The organism is Feifania hominis (assembly GCF_014384765.1).
In the GTDB taxonomy this organism is placed as follows: Bacteria; Bacillota; Clostridia; order Oscillospirales; family Feifaniaceae; genus Feifania; species Feifania hominis.
The window spans coordinates 86,409-108,573 of sequence record NZ_JACRSP010000005.1; the positions used below are offsets into that span (position 1 = coordinate 86,409).

Genomic DNA, 22,165 nt, shown 5'->3' on the forward strand with positions numbered 1-22,165 from the left:
CATACTCACCACCCTCAACGCCATCACCATTTTGCGGCGGCTACCGCCATTTATAAGGAGGGTCTTGAATGATCGAAATCGAAAAGCCCAAACTTGAAATTTTGGAGCTGAGCGACGACGGTTCCTACGGCAAATTTGTCGTGGAGCCGCTTGAGAGAAGCTACGGCACAACCCTCGGCAACTCGCTGCGCAGAATTCTTCTGTCGTCGCTGCCGGGCTACGCCGCGACTTCCATCAAGATCGACGGAGTGCAGCACGAGTTCTCCACCGTCCCCGGTGTCAAGGAGGATGTGACGGAGCTCGTCTTAAACATCAAGGAGCTCATCTGCAAGGTCCACTCGGACAGCCCGAAGGTCATCTACATTGACGCCCAGGGCGAGTGTGAAGTGACCGCAGGCGACATCATCACCGACGCGGACGTCGAGATTCTCAATCCCGACCTGCACATTGCGAGCCTGTCCGCCGACGCGAAGCTCTACATGGAGATCACCGTCGGCCGTGGGCGGGGCTACGTCTCGTCCGAGCGCAACAAGCAGCTTTTGCAGCCCGTGATCGGCATCATCCCGATCGATTCGATCTACGCGCCGGTGACCAAAGTCAACTACACGGTCGAAAACACCCGCATCGGCCATGTGACCGACTATGACAAACTCACCATCGAGGTCTGGACCAACCGCACCATTGCGGCGAAAGAGGCCCTCTCCCTCGGGGCGAAGATCATGAGCGAACACCTCAATCTCTTCATCGACCTGTCCGACGAGGCCAAGAACGTCGAGGTCATGATCGAGAAAGAGGAGACGAGAAAAGAAAAGGTTCTTGAGATGACCATTGAGGAGCTCGACCTGTCCGTGCGGTCGTTCAACTGCCTCAAGCGCGCCGGGATCAACACGGTCGAAGACATCATCGAGCGCACCGAAGAGGACATGATGAAAGTGCGCAATCTCGGCCGCAAGTCCCTGGAGGAGGTCATTCAGAAGCTCGAGAGCCTCGGACTGTACCTCAAAAAAGAAGAGGACTAACCTGTAATTTGCAAAGGAGGTATCGCATATGCCCGGAACCCGTAAACTCGGTCGGCCGACCGATCACAGAAAAGCTATGCTCAGGGCGATGGTCACCTTCCTTCTCGAGAACGGCAAGATCGAGACAACCGTGACGAGAGCTAAGGAAGTCAGCGCGATTGCTGAGAAAATGATCACCCTCGGCAAGGAGAATACACTGCACAACAAACGCCAGGCGCTCAGCTACATCACCAAGGAGGATGTCGTCAAGAAGCTCTTTGACGAGATCAGCCCGAAGTATGCCGACCGCAACGGCGGCTACACCAGAATCTACAAGATCGGCCCGCGGCGCGGCGACGCTGCCGAGATGGCTATTCTTGAGCTCATCTGAGTGCGCTTGTCCAGAGACTGAGTCGCCTTTTCAGACGACCCGACACCGACCACGCACAAGGGCGACGGAGTCTCTGGATAAAAGGGAGAGAGAACAGTCTGTTCTCTCTCCCTTTTTGCGTGCGGCTGATGAAATGCACGAGCCGCCGGAAAAAATCTTCATACGCCAGACGTATATTTTAAAAAAATATAATTGCAGATGTGGTATAGTATAGCTATCATACAAAAGGGGTGGCGTGATGGATATTAACAGAGAGCGACAGGTGTTCTGTGAAAACGTCAGGCGGCTTCGGCTCGAGCGGGGGTACACCGTGGAACAGATGGCGCACGTCATGCGCGTTTCGGCGGAGTGGGTCAGGCGGCTCGAGCGGGACGATCTGCCCGATGAGATGGATGTGAGCGTCGCCTTTTATCTCGCGGCGGAGTTCGGCATATCCGAAGCGGACCTTTTTCGCCCCCCGCACGAGTGAGCGTGCCGCATGAGCCTTGACAGATACCGGCTGACAGCATATGATAATTCTGATTTTCATCTGCCGAACATAACAGGGGAGGAGACGCCATGTATGACGTCATCGTAGTCGGCGCGGGCCCGGCGGGGAGCGCGGCGGCGGCAACGCTCGCCGCGAGGGCGCGCGCGGTGCTGCTGGTGGAAAAGTTTCACCTGCCGCGCAACAAGTCCTGCTCGGGTATTCTCATCCGCAAGACACTGGGGCTTGTGGAGAGCTGCTTTGGCGAGACGGTTCCCGGCCATGTCACCTGTGCGCCGGCCGAGAACCGGGGCATGGTTTTCACCGATGACCGGGGGCGCGAGTACCGCTTTGAACAGCCGGGGCTCAACATCTGGCGCAGCGGCTTTGACCACTGGCTCGCCGGCCGCGCCGCCGCCCGCGGCGCGCGGCTGATCGACGGCACGGCGGCGCTGGCCTGTGAGACGGGCCCCGACAGTGTGTCGGTTGTTATGCGCGGCGGCGGGCTTGTCACCGAGCGGGCGCGCTATGTGCTCAACTGCGAGGGGGGTGTCAGCGCGCTGCGGCGCAAGCTCACCGGTGGCCGGCCCGATGTCGTTCAGACAGTCCAGTGCTTCTGCGAGGGGCGCATTGAGCTGGACCCCCACTATTTTTACGCCTATCTCCAGCCCGAGCTGTCGGGATACGACGCCTGGTTCAATGTCAAGGACGGCCAGCTTGTGCTCGGGGTATCGGCGCCGGGCGCCCGCGGGCTCCCGGAGTACCACAGGCGTTTTCTCGCCTACATGGCGCAGACCCACGGTCTGCGCATCGAGCGTGAGCTGCGCCGGGAGAAGTGGTTGATGCCCCGCGTGCGCCCCGGCTGCCCGGTTGACACGGGCGGCGGGCGGATTCTGTTCGCGGGGGAGACGGCGGGCTTTCTCAACCCCATGGGCGAGGGGATCTCCGCCGCGATTGAGAGCGGCCGGGCCGCTGCCATGGCCATTGACGGGCACTTCGACCGGCCCGACAGAGTGGGTGACGCCTACCGCGAGGCCACGCGTGAGCTGCACGGCTACATGGCGCGCCAGTGGCGCTTTGTCGCGCGCCTGGCCGCGACCTTTGCCGAGATGGGAGAACCGTGACGATACAGGCTCAGCCCGCCTCTGTCCAACGCGCAGCGTCGAGGCTCCCGGGGTCTGTATTCACCGGGGAGTCCGCCTCTGTCCGCTTCGCGGCAGGGGCGGGCCGGACACCTGCGGGAGACCCCAGCGCTCTCTGTCCGAGGACGTGCACACTGCAGAAAAAAGGGCCGCGGCTTCAAGCCGCGGCCCTCTGTTGTTGTCTATTAGGGGATTAGTGTATTTTCGGGGGAGAGGTCGTTTTTGTTGGCCTCTTTCTGGGCGAAGTAGACGTCCATGATGTCGCGCGCAACCGGGGCGACGGTGTTGCCGTGCGCGCCGTGCTCGACCACGACGGCAATGGCGATCTCGGGGTCGTCATAGGGTGCAAAGCAGACGAACACGCCCGTGGCCGAACCGCTGGACACCGAGGCCGTACCGGTCTTGCCGCCGACCTTGATGGGGTAGTTGCGAAACACCGAGCTCGCGGTGCCGTCCTCGGTGACCGAGCGCATGCCCTCCATGACCGCGGTCCAAGTGCTGTCGCTGAGACCCAGCTCCTCGACGACGGTCGGTTCCACCTCGAGGATGGTCTCGTCGTGGCGGTAGCTCTTGACCGACTTGACCAGATGGGGCTGGTAGCGAGTGCCGCCGTTGACGATGGTCGCCACATAGTTGCACAGCTGCAGAGGGGTGATCAGATGGTAGCTCTGGCCGATGGCCGCCTGAAGCGTGTCGCCCGAGTACCAGGGCTGGCCCTGCTTCTCGCGGTAGGCGGGGCTTGCGAGAATGCCGGCCGATTCGCCGGGCAGCTCGATGCCGGTCTTCTGACCGAAGCCGAGCTTCTCGCACCACTCGACGAGCACGTCAATGCCCGCGAGCCGGGCCACCTCGTAGAAGTAGTAGTTGCATGAGCCCTTGAGCGCACCCACCACGTTCACCGTGCCGTGTACGCGTCCCGTGTCGGTGTAGAGCCAGCACAGGTAGTTGTAGGGCGAGTAGTAGGTGTAGACGCCCCGGCAGGTGACGGTGTCTTTCGGGGTGACGGTGCCGCTCTCGAGCCCGGCGATGGCTGTGGCCATCTTGAACGTCGAGCCCGGCGCGTAGGCGCCGCCGATGGCACGGTTGAACATGGGCTTGTCAGGGTCTGTGCTGAGCTCGGTGAAGTTCTGGTAGTAGGTCGCCGGGTCGTAGCTCGGGTAGCTTGCCATGGCGAGCACTTCGCCGGTCTTGACATCGAGCACCACAGCCGAGCCGGCATTCGCATCCCAGCCGGCTTTCCTGCTCGCAGCATTCTTCGAGGCGATGTTCTGGATGGTCTTCTCAAGCGAATTTTCGGCCGTCTCCTGCAGATCGCGGTCGAGGGTGAGCACGATGTTGTTGCCGGGCACCGCCTCTTCGGTGACGGTGATATTGGTGACGGTGCCGTACTTGTTCTGCTCAATGGTCTTCACGCCCGACTTGCCGCGCAGGTACTGCTCCATGGTGCGCTCGATGCCCTCTTTGCCGACGGTGTCGGAGAGCTGGTAGCCCTCGGCGAGATAGTCCTCGGCCTCATCCTTGAAAATGGGGCCGACCTGGCCGAGAATCTGGGCGGCGACGGTGCCGGTGAACTCACGCACCGGCTCGATGAGCACATCCACCCCCTGAAACTCGGTGTAGCGCTCCTTGATGGCGGTGACAGTGGTCAGGTCCACGTCGGTGGCAAAGGTGAACGGGGTCGACAGCGAGAAGTTCGACAGCTCCATAGCGTAGCGCACGCCCGCGAGGTGCCGCTGTTCGGTGCGGGTGAAAGCCGCAAGATCGTACTTTTCGACGAGCGCGTCCATGAGCTGCTGCGCCGTGGCGTCGGCCTCGAGATCGAGCTGTTTTGTGAGCTTTTCACGCTGCTTTTGGTACTTGGTGGAGTCCTCGGCGTCCGCAAGGTACTCGTAGGGGGGCATGCTCACCGGCAGCGAGTCGGTGAAAGCGATGTTCTCGTCGGGCACCTCCTCGAGCAGGCGCAGGATGACCTCGTTTTGGGTCTCCTTTTGCAGCAGGGCGCGGTCGATGATGACCGAAAAGCCCATCTTGTTGGTCACAAAGGGCCGGCCGTAGCGGTCGAGAATCTCCCCGCGCGTCGCCGAGATGGGCACGGTGCGGTAGACGCGCTTATTCGCCTGCTCGGCGTAGTCGGCGCCCTTTGTGATCTGTAAATTCGACAGGCGAAACACATACAGAATCGCGAGCAGCAGCGTCACGGCGATCAGCACGACAAAGCGGCCGGTATTTCGTTTGATCTGGTTCTGGTCTTTGAAAATCATTCGAGTCTCCGTCTATCTTCGGTCAAGGCTTGCGAGCAGAGCGCTGATCTTTTTGGCCGCAAAGTAGAGAACCGGCAGAAAGAGCAGCGAGTAGAGCATCTCAAAAAACGTCACGCGCAGCCGGTAGGGCAGCACCGAAAAGTTGCCCACAACGACGACGCTTGTGAGAATCAAAATGACAAAATAGGCCGCGTAGGCGCAGAAGTACACCAGCAGCGCCGACGGCAGGCTGCGGCGGATGGCGGCGTCCGACAGAACGCCCACGCAGAAGCCGATGAGCATGAGCATGAGCGTGTAGTAGCCGAAGACGGCCGCCGAGCTCACGTCGCACAGCAGCCCCAGTATGCCGCCGAAGACCGTGCCGGTGCGGTAGTCGGAAAAGAGAGCCACGCATACCACCGACACCACCAGAAGCGACGGCTTGACGTCGCGTATGGCGAGATGGTGCATGAAAGTGGTCTGCAGCAGCATGACCGCGAGCAGCAGCAGCCCGTAGGCCGACACCTTGTTGATGGTGGAGCGATGGCGCGCAAACATCACGACACCTCGTCGATGTAGGAGCGGATGACGACCACGTCCCGGATGTTCTGAAAGTCCACCGCCGGGTCGATGATGGCGTAGTAGGAGATGTCGCTCGCCTCGGGGCGCACCTCGGTCACCGTGCCGATGACGATGCCCTTGGGGAAGATGCCGCCGAGTCCCGACGTGACGACCACGTCGCCCGCCTGGGCGCTGCCCGCCGAGGGCAGCAGAGAGAGCTTGCAGAGCCCCTCGTCGCGAAGCGAAATGTCCCCCTCGAGCATGGCAACGTCACGCGTGCGGCTGACGACAGCGCCCACGGGCGTGCTCTGCTCGATGATGCTGGTCACCTTGGCGTAGGTGGCGCCCACCTCGCTGACGACGCCCACAAGCCCGTCCGACGTGATGACCGCGTCGTTGAGCTTGATGTCGTCGAGCGTGCCGCGGTCGATGGTAAACGAGTAGAAGAAGTTGCCCGGGTCGCGCGCGATGACCTGGGCCGTCGTGAGCTCAAAGTCGGGACGCTGCTCCTTGAGGTCGAGAAACTCCTTTAAAAAGGCGTTCTCGCTCTGGAGCGCGGCGAGCTCGCGGGTGTCCTCCTCAAGCTCGCGCACGCGCGCCTCGAGCGCCTCGTTTTCGGCCTTGAGCGTCTTGTACTCGCCGAAGAACGAGAGCCGGTCGGCAATGAAGTTGTTGATGCCGGTGAGCCCCTTCTGAATGGGGGTGATGACCGCGCCGATGGCGTCCTCAAGAAAGTTGGCGCGCCCGCCCGAGGCGGCCGAGACCGCCATGAGAACCAGCACCAGCGCGATGACCACGCAGAAGCCGACGAAAAACCGGTTTTTAAAAAAATCTTTCACAGACTGCTCCTCAAATGTCTTACTGTGCGCTACAGGACGGGGTAGCCGAAGTCGCGCGCGAGAATGTCGCCGAGCGCCGCCACCGGCAGACCCATCACACTGAAAAAGTCGCCGTCGATGCGCTCAATGAACAGCGATGCGACGCCCTGCGCGGCGTAGCCGCCGGCCTTGTCGTAGGGCTCGTCGGTCGCGATGTAGCGCTCGATCTGGGCGCTTGTGAGCTCTTTGAACGTGACGCGCGAGACCGACAGATGGGTCACGCGCTGCTCACCGCGCACCACCGCGAGGCCCGTGTGAACCTCGTGGGTGTTGCCCGAGAGCAGCGTCAGCATCGCGAAGGCGTCGGACTCGTCGCGGGGCTTGCCGAGGATGTTGCCGTCGAGCACGACGATGGTGTCGGCCCCGATGACGATGTCGTCCGCCGCAACGCGCGACGCGACGTCGTCGGCCTTGGCGAGCGCCAGGGTCGTCGTGAGCTTTGTAAGCGGCAGGCCGTCTGCGAAGCTCTCGTCCACGCCGCTTGTCAGCGCCTTGAAGTCGAGCCCGACGTTCTTTAAAATCTCACGCCGCCGCGGGGATTGGGAGGCCAGATAGATGGCGATGGGAATCAAACTCCTTTGCTGTTAAGGTATTCAGCGGCCGGTCGAGCCGAAGCCGCCCGCGCCGCGCGCGGTCTCGTCGAGATCGTCGACCACCTCGAGCTCGCAGCGCGCGACCGGAGCCACAACGAGCTGGGCGATGCGCTCGCCCGGGGCAATGGTGTAGGGCGTGTCCGAGAGATTGACAAGCCCGACTTTGATCTCGCCGCGGTAGTCGCTGTCGATGACGCCGACGCCGTTCGAGGTGGTCACGCCGTGCTTGACTGCAAGGCCGCTGCGCGCGTAGACCAACCCCACATAGTCCGCCGAGGGCAGGCCGATGGCGATGCCGGTCGGGATCACTGCGCGCCCGAGCGGGGCGAGGGTGACGGGGGCCGCGAGGGCGGCCGAGAGGTCGAGCCCCGCGCTGCCGCCGGTCGCGTAAAACGGGGTCGCAGGCTCGCCGGCTTCACCGGCGAGCTTTTTGATTTTCAGGGTGAGTGGTTTCATGGCGTTCTCCTCTATTCGACACCTTTCTGGGTGAGCCCGCGCGTGAAGTCGGCCGGCGGCGGCCGGTGGCCGTCCGCGTAGCTTGCGAGGACTTCGCGGCAGCGGGCCTCGTCCTCGGTGGTGAAGTGCAAAAGCAGAAAGGCAAGGCCGAGCTTTTGGAGCTGCTCGGGCTTGTCCGCAAGATACAGGATCTTGGAGTTGCAGATGAGATTCCGGCAGCCGAACTCGCGCAGCACCGGGAAGCGCTCGCGCCGCCGGTCGGTGAGCGTGTCAGGCAGCCGGCAGCGCCGCCCGTCGCACCGGGCGGCGTTTTTCCCGAGGCAGTTCTCGCTGACCATCAGCGGCAGCCGCCCGTAGGCGAACAGCCCGCAGGGCAGCGGCTTTTTCAGATCGCGGATCTGCGGCAGGGAGAGCTCCGCCGAGACGGTGGCCCCGGCGAGGCCGAGCCCGTGCGCCGCCTCGAGGGCAGAGCTGTTGAAGAGATTGAGCGCAAAGTCGCCGATGGGAATAAAGCCGAGCTCGCGCGCCGTCTCGATCTGGCCGAGGTTGTGGACAAAGGCGTGGGTCACGCCCGCCCCGCGAAGCCGCGTGAGCAGCCGCACAACCGCCGCCCGCTCGGAGTCAAACCAGATGCGCGGCAGAGTCACCGCCGGGATGCAGCCCGCGCGCGCGATGCGCGCGGCGGCGTCGGGGTGGGCGGCAAACTCCTCAAGCGGCAGCGCCGCGAGGGCGAGAAGATTCAGATTCTGCGGTAGCTGGCGCACCGAGCGGAACTGCCCGTAGAGCGCGCGCTGCCGAACGGGGACGCTGCGCGGCGGCTCGGGCGGCTCGGCCGCCATCGTGTACGCCGGCTTTTCAATCGGCGCGCGCGCCCGGCCGCGGCCGGGGTGGCTTCGCTCCATGGCGAGCAGCCGCCGGTAGTGGGCCTCGTCGTCCTCCCGGCGCATGCCGAGCATGGCGGGGCCGGTCCTGCCGGTGAAGTAGCCGTCGGTGAAGCCACTGCGGCTGAAGATGTCGGCGAGTAGCTTCATCTCCTCGCGCGAGACCGGGCGGTTCTGCGCCACCGCGTCGCGGTAGACGCGGGTCACGCTCGAGACGTATTCGGGGCGTTTCATGCGCCCCTCGATTTTGAGAGTGGTCACGCCGAGGCGCGCAAGCTCGGGCAGATGCTGCGCCAGAGACAGATCGCGCAGCGACAGAAGCTCGCCCGCGCTGCCCGCAAAGCGCCAGGGCAGCCGGCAGGGCCCGGCGCACCGCCCGCGGTTGCCGCTGCGCCGGCCGATGACGGCGCTCATATAGCAGCCGCCGGAGTAGCTGTAGCAAAGCGCCCCGTGCACGAAGAGCTCAATCTCGGCGGGCGCGTCGGCACAGATGGTCTCAAGGTCGCAAAGCGGAACCTCACGCGCGAGCACGACCCGGCTCGCGCCGAGGCGGGCGGCGGTCTCGACCCCCTCGCGGTTGTGAATGGTCATCTGGGTGGAGGCGTGCAGCGGCAGACCGGGCGCCATGCGCCGCAGCAGGGAGAGAAGCCCCAGATCCTGCACGATGAGAGCGTCCACCCCCGCGTCGCAGAGAAAGCGCACATAGTCGAGCACCCCGGGCAGCTCCCGGTCGGTGTAGAGGGTGTTGACGGTCAGGTTGACCCGCACCCCGTTTTGGTGGCAGTAGTCCACCGCCTCGCGCAGCTCGTCGGGGCCGAAGTTTTTGGCGTATTGGCGGGCGTTGTAGAGACTGCCGCCGAAGTAGACGGCGTCGGCGCCGGCGCGCACAGCGGCGCGCAGCGCCTGCATCGAGCCCGCGGGGGAGAGAATTTCCACTACGCGTTGCCGTTTCTCGCGAGCTGGAGCTTGAGGCTCTGAATCTCGCTGTAGAGCTTGGCGATTTCGCGGCGGCTGTCGTCGTTGGCGCTCTTGAGCTTCGCGATGTCCTCGAGGTACACCTTGAGCTGCGAGCGCAGATTGTCCGCCGCGTCGGTCGCCTTGGTGCACTCGTCGCAGAAGTTCAGGGCGCTGAGCATGGCGGCCATGTTGACCGAGATCTTCTCATTGCCCTCGAGCGTGCGGCGGATCTCCTTGTCGACGGCCTTGGCGAGGCGGTCGACGTATTCCTCGCTCTCCTCGGTGAGAAGAGAGAAAGAGGTGTCCATGATCTTGATTGTGACGCGGTTTTTCATAGCCTTTTCCTCCATCATTCCGAAAACTCATGTCTTATGTCTGTAGCGTTGTCAACATATAAAACAATTATAATATAGCGCTGGTGTAAAGTCCACCGCTATTGAAAAAAGAGACCGCCCGCAGGGCAGTCTCTTCAGTAGAAGAGCCAGTCAAAAAAGCCGGGAAAGTCACCGGCGATGAGATAGGCCTCGCCCGCCGGCGAAAAACGGCGGCTCTGGTCCCAGTAGTAGACGCCGTCGGGCTCGCTGCGCCGAAAGGCGAGATAGCCCTCCTCGAAGCACCGGCCGATGATAACATAGTCCGTGCGCAGGCAGATCTTGTTCTGGTACAGCAGGTCGGTCGTCCCGTTGCCCGGCGCGACGCCGTAAAGCATGGACGGCGAGACGAGCCGGTCAATCTCTCTGAGGCGCACGGGCCGGGTGTCGTAGAGCGCAAAGCTGCCGCCGTTTGTGCCCTTGAGAAAGTGCCGGTAGCTCTCGGGGAAGGGAAAGCCAATCTGCTGCTCGAGCGCGTCGATCTGCCCGTCGGTGGCCGGGGCGCCGCCGCCCCCGGGCAGACGGTACCAGCCGTCTTGCACGCCGTAGTCGAGCGAGCGGGACAGCGTGGTGCTCAGCCACGGCCTGCCCTCCTGCACGGCCCGAAGAAGAGTCCAGTCCACATCGCGGCCGCAGACATCTGTCAGCTCGCCGATGATGGCGGAAGCAGTGTCTTTCGGCAGGGCGGGGGCGTTCTGTAGCCCCGCGGCACTGTAGGCATAGCCGAAACACCAGTAGTATTTGCTGTAGAGAATGTCCGCCCTTGTGTGGCCGCTCAGGCGCAGGATGTCCGCCGCACAGGTGTCAAGAAAGCGGTATCTGTTGTAGAAAGCGGTGGGCATTGCATATAGACGCATCCCCAGACGCCCCTGCGTCTCGTACAGCTTGACAGACTCATAGCCGCACTGTTCCATCAGCTCGTCGATGTCGCGGATGATGAGGGAAATTTTGCTCTCCGGCTCGAGAGCCCTCGACAGCGCAGCGCTCAGCCAGGGCTTGTGCTGGTCGATGGCCTGCAGCAGCGGCAGATCGACGGCGTCTTTTTCCAACGCCAAAATCTCCTCAAAGATCCGGTTTTGATCGTGGCTGAGCGCCCGGTTCGGCGCGGTGTGCTTTTCCAGCGTCTCTTTGTAGGTGGTAAACCAGTAGAATTTGCTGTAGAGAAGCTCCGGCATCGTAAAGGACGACTCTTTGAGAATAGCCGGCGCGCAGGTGTCCAAAAAGGACCAGGCATTGAGCATGTCGTTGACCTCGCGGTAGGCGTACCGGTTCAACTGGACCGCCGGGCAGAGGTAGACCGGCGTGTACTTACAGTGAGACATATAGGCTTTGACAGTCTGAATGAGCAGCTCCACAGGCGTCGCCTCCCAGCCGGTTTTTTTCAGTGTAGCACAAATGGGGCTAAAGTCAACAGGGTAAGAAGAGGCCGCCCGTGGGCGGCCTCTCAAATTGTCAGGTCTTGTTTTTCATTTCTTTTATCCAGTCTTCAAATACGTCTACAGTATCTCTTCCCTCTTCGGGGAAGCAAACCTGTTCATATTTATATTCCGCATTGAATCGACCTGTATTTGCATCAAAATACATCTTTATTTCTTTTGGGATAGGGCGATCATATTGTGAACCCAAATCATCAAACTTGCAAATGTCCTTCGTTGCCATCTCCAGAAGCTGCATGCCCAACTGATCGTCTTTAATGACCTTTTCTGCCCGGACGATTTGACCGCCCACCTCGAAAAAAACATTAAACGATTTCAAGTGCTCTTCGTTACAGCAATAGGCAAAAACCTTATCCACATGTTGATTGGCAATATCCAACGCTTCCATACAAAGGGCAATAATGCCTGACTGGATATCCATAAATTCATCTTCAAATACCTTATTCATAGTAGCACCTCAGCTTTATCGCTGCTTTCAGTATAACAGAGATCGCTCCAGTGTCAATAAAAGAAGCCGCCCTGTTGGGCGACTTCCTGTATGGATTGTTATTCAGGTTGAAGCTCCTCTACGAGAGTAGGGCTTAGCCACGGCTTACTTTCCTCGATTGCCTCAAGCAGATCCCAGTCGACGCGTCCCTTGGAAAGCTCCATGATCTGCTCCATCATTTGAAACTGAATGTGTTCCAACTCCGGATCCTCACCGGTATATGTTTCCGCCAGCTTTTTATACTGGTCAAACCAATAGTATTTGCTATACAAAATATCTTCCATAGAATGTGATGTCATTTTCAGAATATCTGACACTCGGGCGTTTAAAAAACAGTACTTATTAAGCAGGCCGTTTACGGCATCGTGCTCACTGTCGTCCAGGCCGGGAGTTTCAACTAGGTCAATGGGATGATACCCACATTGCTCCATTAGCGTTGCAATATTTTTAATCATAAGTTTCATATGAGTCACCACCGATAGGTTTATATCAGTGTAACACAAATGGAGTCAAAATCAATAGCGCTTATAAAAAGAGGCCGCTCGTGGGCGGCCTCTTTCTGCTACGCTCTTTCTGCCAGCTTCATTTGCTCAAACCACCGGTCGGCGACGGTGTCGGCCGTGTCTGTGGTGCTGGAGGAATACACATTCTCATACTGATAGTCGGCATTCAAACGGTTTTGTTTTACATCATAAATGAGCTTGATTTCGGTGGGCATGGGCCGGTCGGAATTCTTGCAGAGAGCTCTCAGCTTCATGAGATCCTCCATGATAATATCCAGAACCTCCCGCTGCCTTTCCGGAGAAACATCATAGGGGGAATCCTGTGGGCCAATGGCATCGTTGAGTTTATGCCTTTCAACAACAATACCGTTTATTTTGTAAAAATAGCTGCAGGAAATGACTTTACCCTCACATGAACAATAGACAAATACTTTGTCGGCGCGATCTTCAACATTTTCCATACAGATGGAAACCATATCGACCTGTAACTCGCCGAATTCATCTTCAAATACTTTACTCATTGTTTTACTCCTTTCTATAATTTCAGATGGTATATTATCAGACGAGCCAAAGCTCTTTTACTAGAGTGGGGCTCAGCCATGGTTTGTTTTCATCGATTGCCTGCATAAGGGGCCAGTCTACTTCACCTTTTAAAGTTCCAATAATTTGATCAAAAATTTGCATTTGAAAGTCAAAAAGTGTAGGATCCTCACCCACATATATTTCAAGCAAATCTTTATATTTTGTGAACCAATAATATTTACTGTATAGAATTTCTTCTAAAGAATAGTCTGTGTTATGTAGAATATCTTTTACTCTAGCATTTAGGAAACAGTAATTGTTAAGCAGATTGTTGAGCTCATTATACTGCTGCTCATTGAGTCCGGAGGTTTCACACAAATCAATGGGGGTATATCCACATTGCTCCATTAGCGTTTTAATATTTTTAATCATAAGTTTCAAGAAAATCACCGCCGGTGAGTTTTTATCAGTGTAGCACAAATCGGGCTAAAGTCAACAGGACTTATAAGAAGAGGCCGCCCTATAAGGGCGGCCTCTTTATCAAGGACACTGTTTTACGAAATCCGTGAATGTGTCAGCAATAAAATATGTGTTGTACTCATCGTCTGATTGCTTGAAATGGTAGGTATGATCCCAATAATATACTCCAGCGTCCTCTTCATTGCAGATGAGTACGATGAAACCGCTTTCAAGACTTGTGCAATGATGATGCTGTCCGGCAACATGTCATACCCATATGTCTTGTTCCAGGACAACAAATCGGTATGGCTGGCTTGGGGCGTAAGCCCAAAAAGAACGTCGACGCTGGCACTTTCGTTGATATCATCAATATGAATAAGAAAATCCGTATTCAAATCTATTACGCCGCCGTTGATCTCCGCGAGAAAATTCTTATAATCGTCGGGGAGAGAGATATTCAATTGGTTTTCGAGTTCTGAAATCTGTGCGCTTGAAAGTTTTCCAAAAGTTTTTTCCAGTTTCATTTTGCACCTCGACGATTGCTGGTTTTTCATATTGTAACATGATACAGCAGAAACCACAATAAAAGAAGCCGCCCTGTTGGGCGACTTCCTGTATTGATTATCAGTCAGATTGAAGTTCCTTTACCAGAACAGGACTCAACCAAGGTTTGTTTTCATCGATCGCCTGCATAAGGGGCCAGTCTACATCGCCTTTTAGTTCAATACCAATTTGTTGAAATATCTGATATTGAATCTGCTCTAATTCGGGATTTTCCTCTAAAAAGCCTTCAACAGTGTCTTTATATTGTGTAAACCAGTAATATTTGCTATATAGAATTTCATCAATGGAATGCTCTGTTAGTTTTAAGATGTCCTGTACCCGTGCATTTAGAAAACAAAAACAATTTAACAGATCGTTGGCCTCTTTATATTGAAGCTCATTTAGCCGCGTTTCATTACACAGGGCAATGGGAATATAACCACATTGCTCCATTAGCGCTGTGATATTTTTAATCATTAGTTTCATACGAGTCACCACCGATAGGTTTTTATCAGTGTAGCACAAATCGGGCTAAAGTCAACAGGGCAGGCTTATAAGAAGAGGCCGCCCTTATAGGGCGGCCTCTTTATCAAGGACACTGTTTTACGAAATCCGTGAATGTGTCAGCAATAAAATATGTGTTGTACTCATCGTCTGATTGCTTGAAATGGTAGGTATGATCCCAATAATATACTCCGGCGTCCTCTTCATTGCAGATGAGTACAATGAAACCACTTTCAAGACTCGAGCCGATGATGATACTGTCCTCTACCATGTCGCCCCCATACGTTTTGTTCCAATACAACAAATCGGTATAGTCGGTTTGGGGAGTAAACCCAAAAAAAACATCAACACTTGCGCTCTCGTTAATATCATCAATATGAATGAGGAAATCTGTATCCAAGTCTATCCCGCCGCCGTTTGTCTCCGCGAGGAAGCTCTTATAATCGTCAGGAAGAGAGATATTCAATTGGTTTTCGAGTTCTGAAATCTGTGCGCTTGAAAGTTTTCCAAAAGTTTTTTCCAGTTTCATTTTGCACCTCCACGTTTTTTAATTGACATTCCGCCCTTATGTGTAAATTGTTCGTGAATTTTTCTCTCTATAAGCTGAAGAGTATGGCCATCTTCGACGTGATGCAGGCGATACTTAAAAGTATCATAAACGCCCTTTTCTGTGATAAAATTCTTACGATCGGAAGTATAACCTTTAAACTCTTCTACAGGAAATTCATCAACAACTAATCCAGCACTCTTAAAGTCTGGATACCCATTCACATAGCTCACAGAAATTCCGTCCGTATTCGTATAAATCCAGGTTTCTCCATCTATATGAATTTTTCCACCGCTGTTAAGCCACTTTTTGGGATTGGGAGAATAGGAGGGCTTAGCAGAAAGTGTGCTTTTGGACAGATCAGTCTGCGTAATATTTCTTGCCGTGTCTGGTATAGTAATGTTACCACTACTGCCAGTCGAATTTTGGGGATTTTTGGAATCCGCTTTAGCTCCCGACTCGGCTGTCGCCTGACGTGCGGCCTGCCGCTTAAACCATTCTTTTTTCTCTAAATACTCCTTGGTTATAGCATCAAATTCCGGTGAAGATGTTCCGTATTCTTTGACAGTGCCTTGATATGAGAGCTCAAGTTGTTCCAAATTATTCACTTTGCCGAAATACTTTCCGTCGGTGTGGTCGTAGTCCGCCGGTAGTTCTGTTCTAAGCCCAAGGTTATTGAGAACTTCCTCGCCACCCATGGTAGTAAGATTCCAGATCAGTGAGTAAAATGCCTGCTCGCCGACCTCAGCGATAATCTGCTGCGATGTTTTGCCTTCTGCCATTCCATTGATGATAATGACAGGTGTGTCAATAACCGCGTCGGCCGCCTGCTGTCCTCCGAGGTTGAGGGCGGTTTTCACAGCGTTTCTCCAATAGGTGTTTTTGATTTTATCGGCGGCTTTCATAGCACCGCTGAGATTGATCAATTTGCCGACGCCGCGGTTGACAAGGATGTTATAGACAACATCTCCGGCAAAAGCACCCGTGGAGAATGCCTCTGGGTTTTTCTCGAGCAGTTCATTGAGGCGCTTCTGTATCTCGCCGCGTGGCAGCCAGGGGAGCATGCTGTCGACGAAAGCCTCGATCGCGGCCACCGCATCATTGGTCGACTCATACTTCTTAAAGAAGAGGTCATAAGCCTTGTCATCAATCAGTCTGGTATAGTCATCAATGACGTTGGCGTTTTTTGAGACATCGCCGTAGATAAGCCGATAGGCTTCGTCGTACTCCCTCTCAAATGCTGGTTTGTAGCTTTTAAGTGTATTGTTCCATAAAGAATCGTCGTTCGCGGCTCTTTCCAACTTCTCGTTAAACTCATTATATTCTTGCAACGAAATATGACCGGCCAAATATGCTTGGTATACAGCATCCTGTTGATGGAGTAGCTCCGCGTAGACTTGCGAGGCACCCCGACTGAGCCCCTCCAGCTGAAGCAGTGTATCGGTGGAGGAGACACCGTTCTGGTACTCGCTGAGCGGCACGCCGAACGTCTCGGCGTAGTCGGTCGACATGGTGCCATAGGTGCGCTCCGGGGTATAGGTGGCGGGCGAGCTGGTGCGACCATTTTTGCGATAGCTCTTTAACTCGGAATTCCAGTGTTCGGCGCGCTCAATGGCGCTGTCCGCTTTTTGTCGGTACGCTTCCAACTCCTCGTCGGACAGCTGGCCCGAATCCCACAGAGCCTGCGCGGCATCGAGCTGGTGTACGGCCTCTGAGGAGAGGCCGTAATAGTACTGGCTGATCTCCTCAAGAGTTTTTAACGTTTCGCTGTATGAACTGCTGCCTGTATAGCCCTCTGAGAAGCCTTTGAACGTCTCGGCGTAGTCAGTTGACATGGTGCCGTAGGTATTGGGCGGGCGGTAGGTCTCGGCGTAGTCGGTTGACATGGTGCCATATGAGACTCCGGGCTTGTAAGTCTCCATATAGTCGGTCGACATATCGCCGTAGTTTGGCCGCCCCTGGTAGAGCGGCCACTTGGATTGGGAAGTCCCGGCCGTGCTGCTCTGGTTGGCTGTGCCGGCCGTACCGGCCGGGGTGGATGTCTCGGACAACTGGGCAGTGTCGGGCTTCTGTGCCTGCCCGCTGCCGGCCGCAAGATTGACAGCATTCGTCAGCAGGTTGAGCGGCTGCTGCGTGACTGCCTCGACCGTCCGGCCGGTAGAGCCGGTGCTGAATTGCGTCTGCGCAGCGCCCGGGTGAGTGAGATTTCCGGAATTCACAGGCAGGCTTGAGAACTGCTTTGCAGCCGTCTTTCCCGCCCGGCCGGCCGAACCGGGATCAAATTTGATCTGCGCTCTGCCCGAATTCGTGTAGGCATTGGGATTCACGGTTTTGCCGGCGCCGCTCTTTGTGGTTGTCTTGCCTGTCCCCGAGCTGTTCCGGGTTTGCGTGTTCGTCTCGGCGCCGCTTCGGGCCGACTCATTTCCGGCCTTAAAGTCAGCGGCACGCTTTGTGATTTCTCCGGCGCTGAAGAAGTGATTCTCCTCCTTTGCGGGCGGTGGGGTCACATAACCCGGAACGTTTGCTTCCCGGCCGGTGCCGAGGAACTCCCAGCGCTTTCTGTCGTGGTTGTAGACGATGGTCTCGTCTGCGTCATAGGGCATTTTTCTTATCAACTCCTAAATAATATTATTAGAATAAAAATAATCATAATTATTCTAACAACATCATCTTATCGTATTAATTAATACTAATCAATAAATTGATAAGAAAAATTATTACATTTAGTTACAAAAAAAGCCCCGCCACTCAGGCGGAGCCGGGACCCCCTCTATAAATAAGAGAGGCCGGACGCTTAGCGTCCGACCTCTTTGAAATGACTTTTCCACGTTTAACTTCTTTGCTTGTCAGAGACGCCGCTTTCAAATGTCAGCTGTCTGCTCTGCGGAACAAACTGCATGATTTCAATGGCGTTGCCGTCAGGGTCGGCGATGTAGAACGACGGGCTGTTGCAGCCGCCGGGGAGGATCTCCCCGGCGGAGTACAGACGATTGCCCAGTTCTGCCGGCCCCCGGTAGATGGGTACGCCCTTTTCGAGCAGCTCCTGCGCCGCGGCGCCGATATCCTCGACGATGAGAGCCGTGTGGTGCAGGGAGGTCTTCGGAGTTTTTTCCACTTCGGCTGTGGGGATCAGCTCGATGTACTGATAAGGGCACAACCGGAGATAGTACATCCACGGGGTGCCGTCGTCCCGGTAAAAATCAAACATGTGTTGACAGCCCAGAATCTCCGTGTAGAATTGCAGGGACTTTTCAATGTCTGTGACTTTGTACGCCAGCTGAGAGATGGTCTTGATTTCCATGTATGCTCCTCCTGATGCCGCCTGTCAGCTCAGCCGGGTGTCCCACTTTCCGCAGAAAGGGTCCACCGGGCTGATTCCCCGAAACGGCGAGCGCCCGAGAAGCTTTTCCATCAGGGCGTCCACCGCGTACGGATTTGAACTGTAGGTGTTGATAAAAGTCCTGACGCGAGGCACGTCGATGAGATGATAGGGGTTTTCCAGAGAGATGAAGATGGTGGGAACCGAGCTGATGAAGCGCGGACAATTGGCTCCCCTGGGCTGTGCCCACTCAATGCGGACCGTGGTCTGGTTGCTCTTGGTGGCAATGTTGGCGCAGTAGATAATCAGATCAAAGTTCTCTGTGATACTGGCGCAGGTGGGCGCGTGATCGCCCTCGCCGATCTTCTCGGTAAACGGGGTCACCAGAAAGCCCTCGTGTTCAAGTCTGGCTATCACATCGCCACAGACCGACTTGACCGTGTACAGGCCGGAGCCGCCGGTCTCCTCCAGGCTGCAAAACAGCACCCGTTTGTATTTTTCAGGGGAGATGGGCAGTACGCCCGGCTCCTCTTTGACCAGTGTGACGGACCGGTCCGCGCACTCCCTCGCCCAGGAGACAAAGCGCTCGCACCCAACCGTCTTTTCTGCCTCCTCCAGGCTGACACGGTGCTCCGGGGGGCGCCTGTGAAGCCCCTGGGAGGCTTTCAGAGCGAGGATTCTGGTCACAGCCTCGTCCAGCCGCTCCACGCAGAGAATGCCGTTTTTTACGCCGTCCAGCATGTACTGGTAGTCCTCTTTCAGGTTTTTGACAAACAGGAACATGTCGACGCCGTTTGCAATGGACAGGGGCACGGCAGTGCTGCGGGGCATGGGCGCCATAAAGCCAACCATAACCGAGTCGTCGGTCACAATCAGGCCGTTGAAGCCCAGTTTCTTGCGAAGCAAGTCGTTTAAAAGCTCCTCTGAGAGACTGCCGGGAAGAATCTCCTCATCGCGAAGCTCGGGGCGCAGCTTCTTTGAGTAGGCCGGCAGCATGATCTGCGCGGCCATGACAGCCTTTGCGCCGGCGTCGATACAGGCCTGATAGACCGCGCCGTATGTGGCGTCCCACTCTTCGCAGGTGCAGTCGTTGACGCTGGTGAGCAGATGCTGGTCCCGCTCGTCCCGCCCGTCGCCCGGGAAGTGCTTGATGGTGGCCGCGACGCCGTGCTTTTGAATCTCCTCGACGTATGCCACGCTCATCTTCTTGACTCTCTCAGGGTCGGAGCCGAACGTTCTGGTATTTGTGATGGGATTGCGGAAGTTGGCGTCGATGTCGATGACCGGGGAGAACGTCCAGTTTGCGCCCACCGCAGCGCCCTCCGCGCCGCACACCTCTCCCAGCCGCCGGGCAAACTCCACATCGTCGGTGGCGGCGACCTCCATCTCGGAGCCGTAGACCGTCCCCTCGGTGACGATGCCGGCGCCGCCCTTTTCCAGGTTGGCCGAAATCAGCAGGGGAAGTTTGCTGCGCCGGTTGAGCTCATTGGTCAGATGGACCGCGGCGGCAAGGGGCATCGCTCGGAACATACAGCCGCCGGGCTGCATGACTTCGTACACCTCATCCAGAAACTCGCTTTTGCCATCTTTGAGATTCAGACAGAAGAGCTGCCCGATCTTTTCGTTCAATGACATCCCGTCCCGGGTCTTCTCCACCCAGGCGATGTCGTCGTCGCTGAGATAGAAGGGCTTTCCTCTCAGGTCAATCATTTCTGTGTCCCCCCATTCTCACACAACTCCGCGATCAGCTCGGAGTCAAGCGGCTCGGGCCGCCGGCAGGTGCTCCTGAGCTCCACGAAACAGCCCTCCTCGACGGAGCGCTGCATGGCCAGCAGGATCTCCGAGACATGCAGTCCAAAGGCGCCGTCGGCCCGATATCCCCGGCCGGTCATTTTGCTGTGCACCATGTCCGACAGAGCGAGCCCCCGGCAGTTTTCCGTCAGAGCTGACACGAGGGGATACTCCTCAAATTCCGCCTCGCCCTTTCGCAGCAGCACGGGGCCGCTATACTTGTTGAGATCGGGCACGTCGATCGTTGCGCGCTCGCAGTAGATGCGCATAAAGGGTGTTTTGGATTCCCAGTACCGAAAGCCGGTGTCAAAGGACAGATTCAAATTGCCGATGACGCCCGAGCGGTTTTCCAGAACCGAGACAATGGAAGTGGGGACATCCACATCGAACTCCCGGCCCGAAAGGGGGCTGGCAGGGGACATGACGGTTTTTCTGGCATACGGCTTTCTGCCGATGGCCCCCACACGCCTGACCGGCCCCAACAGCGCTATGACGGCAGCGGCATAATAGGGCCCCCAGTCCAGAATGGGGCCGGCGCCCGCCTGATAGAAGAAAGCGGGATTGGAGTGAAACCACTCGGGGCCCCGCTGGTACAGATTTGCCTCAAAAAAGAGAACCTGGCCGAGTTCTCCCGAGTCCAGCAGGTGCCGCACTGTCTGCAGCCCCGCACCGAGAAAACAGTCGGGAGCAGTGCCCAAAAGCAGTCCCTTTTCCTCCGCCAGCTGCAAAAGCTGCTCGCCGGACTCGTAATCCACACACAGGGGCTTTTCCGTGTAGACATTTTTCCCGGCGAGAAGCGCCTGCCTGCTGACTTCGGCGTGTTGGGCTGGAACGGTCAAATTTACAATGGTTCCAATGGTGCTGTCGTGCAGCAGCGTCTCTACGGAGCAGGCCCGGCAGCCGAATTGCGCCGCTCTTTTTTTCGCTGCGGCGGGGACGATATCGGCGCATGCGGCAAGCTCCATATTGGCAAAGCGCTCGGATATGTTTTTCATGTATATCTCGCTGATCATGCCGCAGCCGATCACGCCGACTTTTTCTTTTGCCATTTTAAAACCTCTCTTCTCAGTATGGCGCACAGGGCCATAGCTCTTCAGTCGATCGCCCTGAGGATGTTTGGCTCCTCCAGGGCGGAAATTGCGCAGAACAGATCGTTGTAAGCGTCGCGGAAATTTCCAAGAAACGGTGTGCCGTTTACGATGGCGTCGTAAAAATTCTCCATTTCAGCCAGGTAGCCGCCGTCCTTTTTTTCGGTGACGATCACGCGGCTGTCTCGGCCGGAGACCGTCACCCTCGACATGAAGTCCGACACGGCAATGGTGCCCTCGGTGCCGACGATGAGATAGGAGAAAGGCAACTGAATACCGGGTGCGGAGGCGCAGACATTGATGGAGGCCACAACGCCGCTGGCATAGTTTACAAGCGCGAACATGGTGTCCTGACTGCCCAGCTCAGCCCGGGCGGAGGCGTTTACTCCCATGACAGATGCGGCTCTGCCCAGCACGGCGCGGGAATAGGCGATGCTGTGAATCGAACGGTCGAGCACCATACCGCCACGGGCGCTTTTGCGCCAGGCGTCTCCCGCCAGATACTCGCTGTCCGCCGGCATTTCATAGAGACTGTAGATGGCCGCGGCTCTGGGTTCTCCGATCGCGCCGTCTTCGAGAAGCTGACGGACCACGCCTACGGAATCAAAATAGAGCCAGTTTTCACCGACGCCCATCACGACGCTGCCGTCGTCCAGATCCCGGAGAGCTCTGGCGGAGCAGATGCTCTGCGCCAGCGGTTTTTCCACCAGAATGTGCTTTCGGTATTCTCTGGCTGTTGCGACGATCTGCTCGTTGAGAAAATAGGGATAGGACGCGATGACGGCGTCCACGTCCGGCCGGGTGATCACTTCGTGATAGTCCCCGGTGATGAAATCGATTCCTCCATAGAGGGCGGCATACTCCCGGTTTTGCTCCGGGTTTCCTCCCGCCAGAGCCACGGGCTTGAATTTGCCATTCATCTGCAAAAGGGCGGGCGCGTGAAAACGGTGAGCGCATATTCCTGCGCCGAGCAGTCCCACTCTCACTGTCTGCATGAAAAAGGACTCCTTTCCCGGAAAAATGTCCGCCCGT

Annotated in this window: 24 protein-coding genes; 4 read left to right on the plus strand and 20 right to left on the minus strand. The window is 57.0% G+C overall.

Features of this window, described 5'->3' with window-relative positions; all coding sequences use genetic code 11:
• Positions 1–68 precede the first annotated feature (68 nt).
• The 4 genes from H8695_RS10510 to H8695_RS10525 all read left to right on the plus strand — a co-directional run bounded on the left by H8695_RS10510 (position 69) and on the right by H8695_RS10525 (position 2,979).
• Positions 69–1,019: a DNA-directed RNA polymerase subunit alpha gene (locus tag H8695_RS10510; RefSeq protein WP_249301420.1), complete on the plus strand. Its 951-nt coding sequence runs from the start codon at positions 69–71 to the stop codon at positions 1,017–1,019.
• Between the two features lie 28 nt (positions 1,020–1,047).
• Positions 1,048–1,389 (plus strand): 50S ribosomal protein L17, encoded by a 342-nt coding sequence (gene rplQ / locus H8695_RS10515; RefSeq protein WP_249301422.1) that lies wholly within the window; start codon positions 1,048–1,050, stop codon positions 1,387–1,389.
• A 238-nt stretch (positions 1,390–1,627) separates the two neighbouring features.
• The gene (locus tag H8695_RS10520) at positions 1,628–1,858 is read left to right on the plus strand and encodes a helix-turn-helix domain-containing protein (RefSeq protein ID WP_249301424.1); all 231 of its coding nucleotides are present in this window, start codon (positions 1,628–1,630) and stop codon (positions 1,856–1,858) included.
• An 89-nt stretch (positions 1,859–1,947) separates the two neighbouring features.
• Entirely contained in the window at positions 1,948–2,979 is a 1,032-nt protein-coding gene (locus tag H8695_RS10525) for an NAD(P)/FAD-dependent oxidoreductase (protein WP_249301426.1), read from the plus strand.
• Between the two features lie 203 nt (positions 2,980–3,182).
• On the opposite strand, the gene mrdA is transcribed toward H8695_RS10525, so the two are convergent.
• From mrdA to H8695_RS10625, 20 genes are all read right to left on the minus strand, one after another.
• Entirely contained in the window at positions 3,183–5,258 is a 2,076-nt protein-coding gene (gene mrdA, locus H8695_RS10530) for a penicillin-binding protein 2 (RefSeq protein ID WP_249301428.1), read from the minus strand.
• A gap of 12 nt (positions 5,259–5,270) precedes the next feature.
• Positions 5,271–5,795 (minus strand): rod shape-determining protein MreD, encoded by a 525-nt coding sequence (mreD, locus tag H8695_RS10535; RefSeq protein ID WP_249301430.1) that lies wholly within the window; start codon positions 5,793–5,795, stop codon positions 5,271–5,273.
• Entirely contained in the window at positions 5,795–6,637 is an 843-nt protein-coding gene (gene mreC / locus H8695_RS10540) for a rod shape-determining protein MreC (protein WP_249301432.1), read from the minus strand. Before mreC ends, mreD begins: the two co-directional genes overlap by 1 nt.
• Positions 6,638–6,666: 29 nt before the next feature.
• Positions 6,667–7,248, minus strand: a complete 582-nt coding sequence (locus H8695_RS10545) for a Maf family protein (protein ID WP_283243695.1) — start codon at positions 7,246–7,248, stop codon at positions 6,667–6,669.
• 21 nt (positions 7,249–7,269) lie between these two features.
• Complete coding sequence (dut, locus tag H8695_RS10550; protein WP_249301434.1) at positions 7,270–7,725, minus strand: dUTP diphosphatase; 456 nt, start codon at positions 7,723–7,725, stop codon at positions 7,270–7,272.
• Between the two features lie 11 nt (positions 7,726–7,736).
• The gene (locus tag H8695_RS10555; RefSeq protein WP_249301436.1) at positions 7,737–9,542 is read right to left on the minus strand and encodes a U32 family peptidase; all 1,806 of its coding nucleotides are present in this window, start codon (positions 9,540–9,542) and stop codon (positions 7,737–7,739) included.
• Entirely contained in the window at positions 9,542–9,898 is a 357-nt protein-coding gene (locus tag H8695_RS10560) for a cell division protein ZapA (protein ID WP_249301438.1), read from the minus strand. Before H8695_RS10560 ends, H8695_RS10555 begins: the two co-directional genes overlap by 1 nt.
• Before the next feature lie 134 nt (positions 9,899–10,032).
• Positions 10,033–11,289: an SMI1/KNR4 family protein gene (locus H8695_RS10565; RefSeq protein ID WP_249301440.1), complete on the minus strand. Its 1,257-nt coding sequence runs from the start codon at positions 11,287–11,289 to the stop codon at positions 10,033–10,035.
• Positions 11,290–11,386: 97 nt separating this feature from the next.
• Positions 11,387–11,818 (minus strand): hypothetical protein, encoded by a 432-nt coding sequence (locus H8695_RS10570; protein ID WP_249301442.1) that lies wholly within the window; start codon positions 11,816–11,818, stop codon positions 11,387–11,389.
• 98 nt (positions 11,819–11,916) lie between these two features.
• A complete protein-coding gene (locus H8695_RS10575; RefSeq protein WP_249301444.1) occupies positions 11,917–12,321 on the minus strand; it encodes a hypothetical protein in 405 nt (134 codons plus the stop codon).
• Positions 12,322–12,419: 98 nt separating this feature from the next.
• Positions 12,420–12,881 (minus strand): hypothetical protein, encoded by a 462-nt coding sequence (locus tag H8695_RS10580; protein WP_249301446.1) that lies wholly within the window; start codon positions 12,879–12,881, stop codon positions 12,420–12,422.
• Between the two features lie 37 nt (positions 12,882–12,918).
• On the minus strand, positions 12,919–13,323 hold the full coding sequence (locus tag H8695_RS10585) for a hypothetical protein (RefSeq protein ID WP_249301448.1): 405 nt from the start codon (positions 13,321–13,323) through the stop codon (positions 12,919–12,921).
• A 113-nt stretch (positions 13,324–13,436) separates the two neighbouring features.
• Positions 13,437–13,865: an SMI1/KNR4 family protein gene (locus H8695_RS10590; RefSeq protein ID WP_249301450.1), complete on the minus strand. Its 429-nt coding sequence runs from the start codon at positions 13,863–13,865 to the stop codon at positions 13,437–13,439.
• Between the two features lie 100 nt (positions 13,866–13,965).
• Positions 13,966–14,370, minus strand: a complete 405-nt coding sequence (locus tag H8695_RS10595; RefSeq protein ID WP_249301451.1) for a hypothetical protein — start codon at positions 14,368–14,370, stop codon at positions 13,966–13,968.
• A gap of 103 nt (positions 14,371–14,473) precedes the next feature.
• Positions 14,474–14,917 (minus strand): SMI1/KNR4 family protein, encoded by a 444-nt coding sequence (locus H8695_RS10600; protein WP_249301453.1) that lies wholly within the window; start codon positions 14,915–14,917, stop codon positions 14,474–14,476.
• Positions 14,914–17,538 (minus strand): HNH endonuclease, encoded by a 2,625-nt coding sequence (locus tag H8695_RS10605; RefSeq protein WP_249301455.1) that lies wholly within the window; start codon positions 17,536–17,538, stop codon positions 14,914–14,916. Before H8695_RS10605 ends, H8695_RS10600 begins: the two co-directional genes overlap by 4 nt.
• A 227-nt stretch (positions 17,539–17,765) precedes the next feature.
• Complete coding sequence (locus H8695_RS10610; protein WP_249301457.1) at positions 17,766–18,236, minus strand: VOC family protein; 471 nt, start codon at positions 18,234–18,236, stop codon at positions 17,766–17,768.
• 24 nt (positions 18,237–18,260) lie between these two features.
• Positions 18,261–19,964, minus strand: a complete 1,704-nt coding sequence (locus H8695_RS10615) for a glycoside hydrolase family 3 protein (RefSeq protein WP_249301459.1) — start codon at positions 19,962–19,964, stop codon at positions 18,261–18,263.
• Positions 19,961–21,094, minus strand: coding sequence for a Gfo/Idh/MocA family protein (locus H8695_RS10620; protein WP_249301461.1), 1,134 nt, complete (start codon positions 21,092–21,094; stop codon positions 19,961–19,963). The genes H8695_RS10615 and H8695_RS10620 overlap by 4 nt, the downstream gene beginning before the upstream one ends.
• A 44-nt stretch (positions 21,095–21,138) precedes the next feature.
• A complete protein-coding gene (locus H8695_RS10625) occupies positions 21,139–22,128 on the minus strand; it encodes a Gfo/Idh/MocA family protein (RefSeq protein ID WP_249301463.1) in 990 nt (329 codons plus the stop codon).
• Positions 22,129–22,165 lie beyond the last annotated feature (37 nt).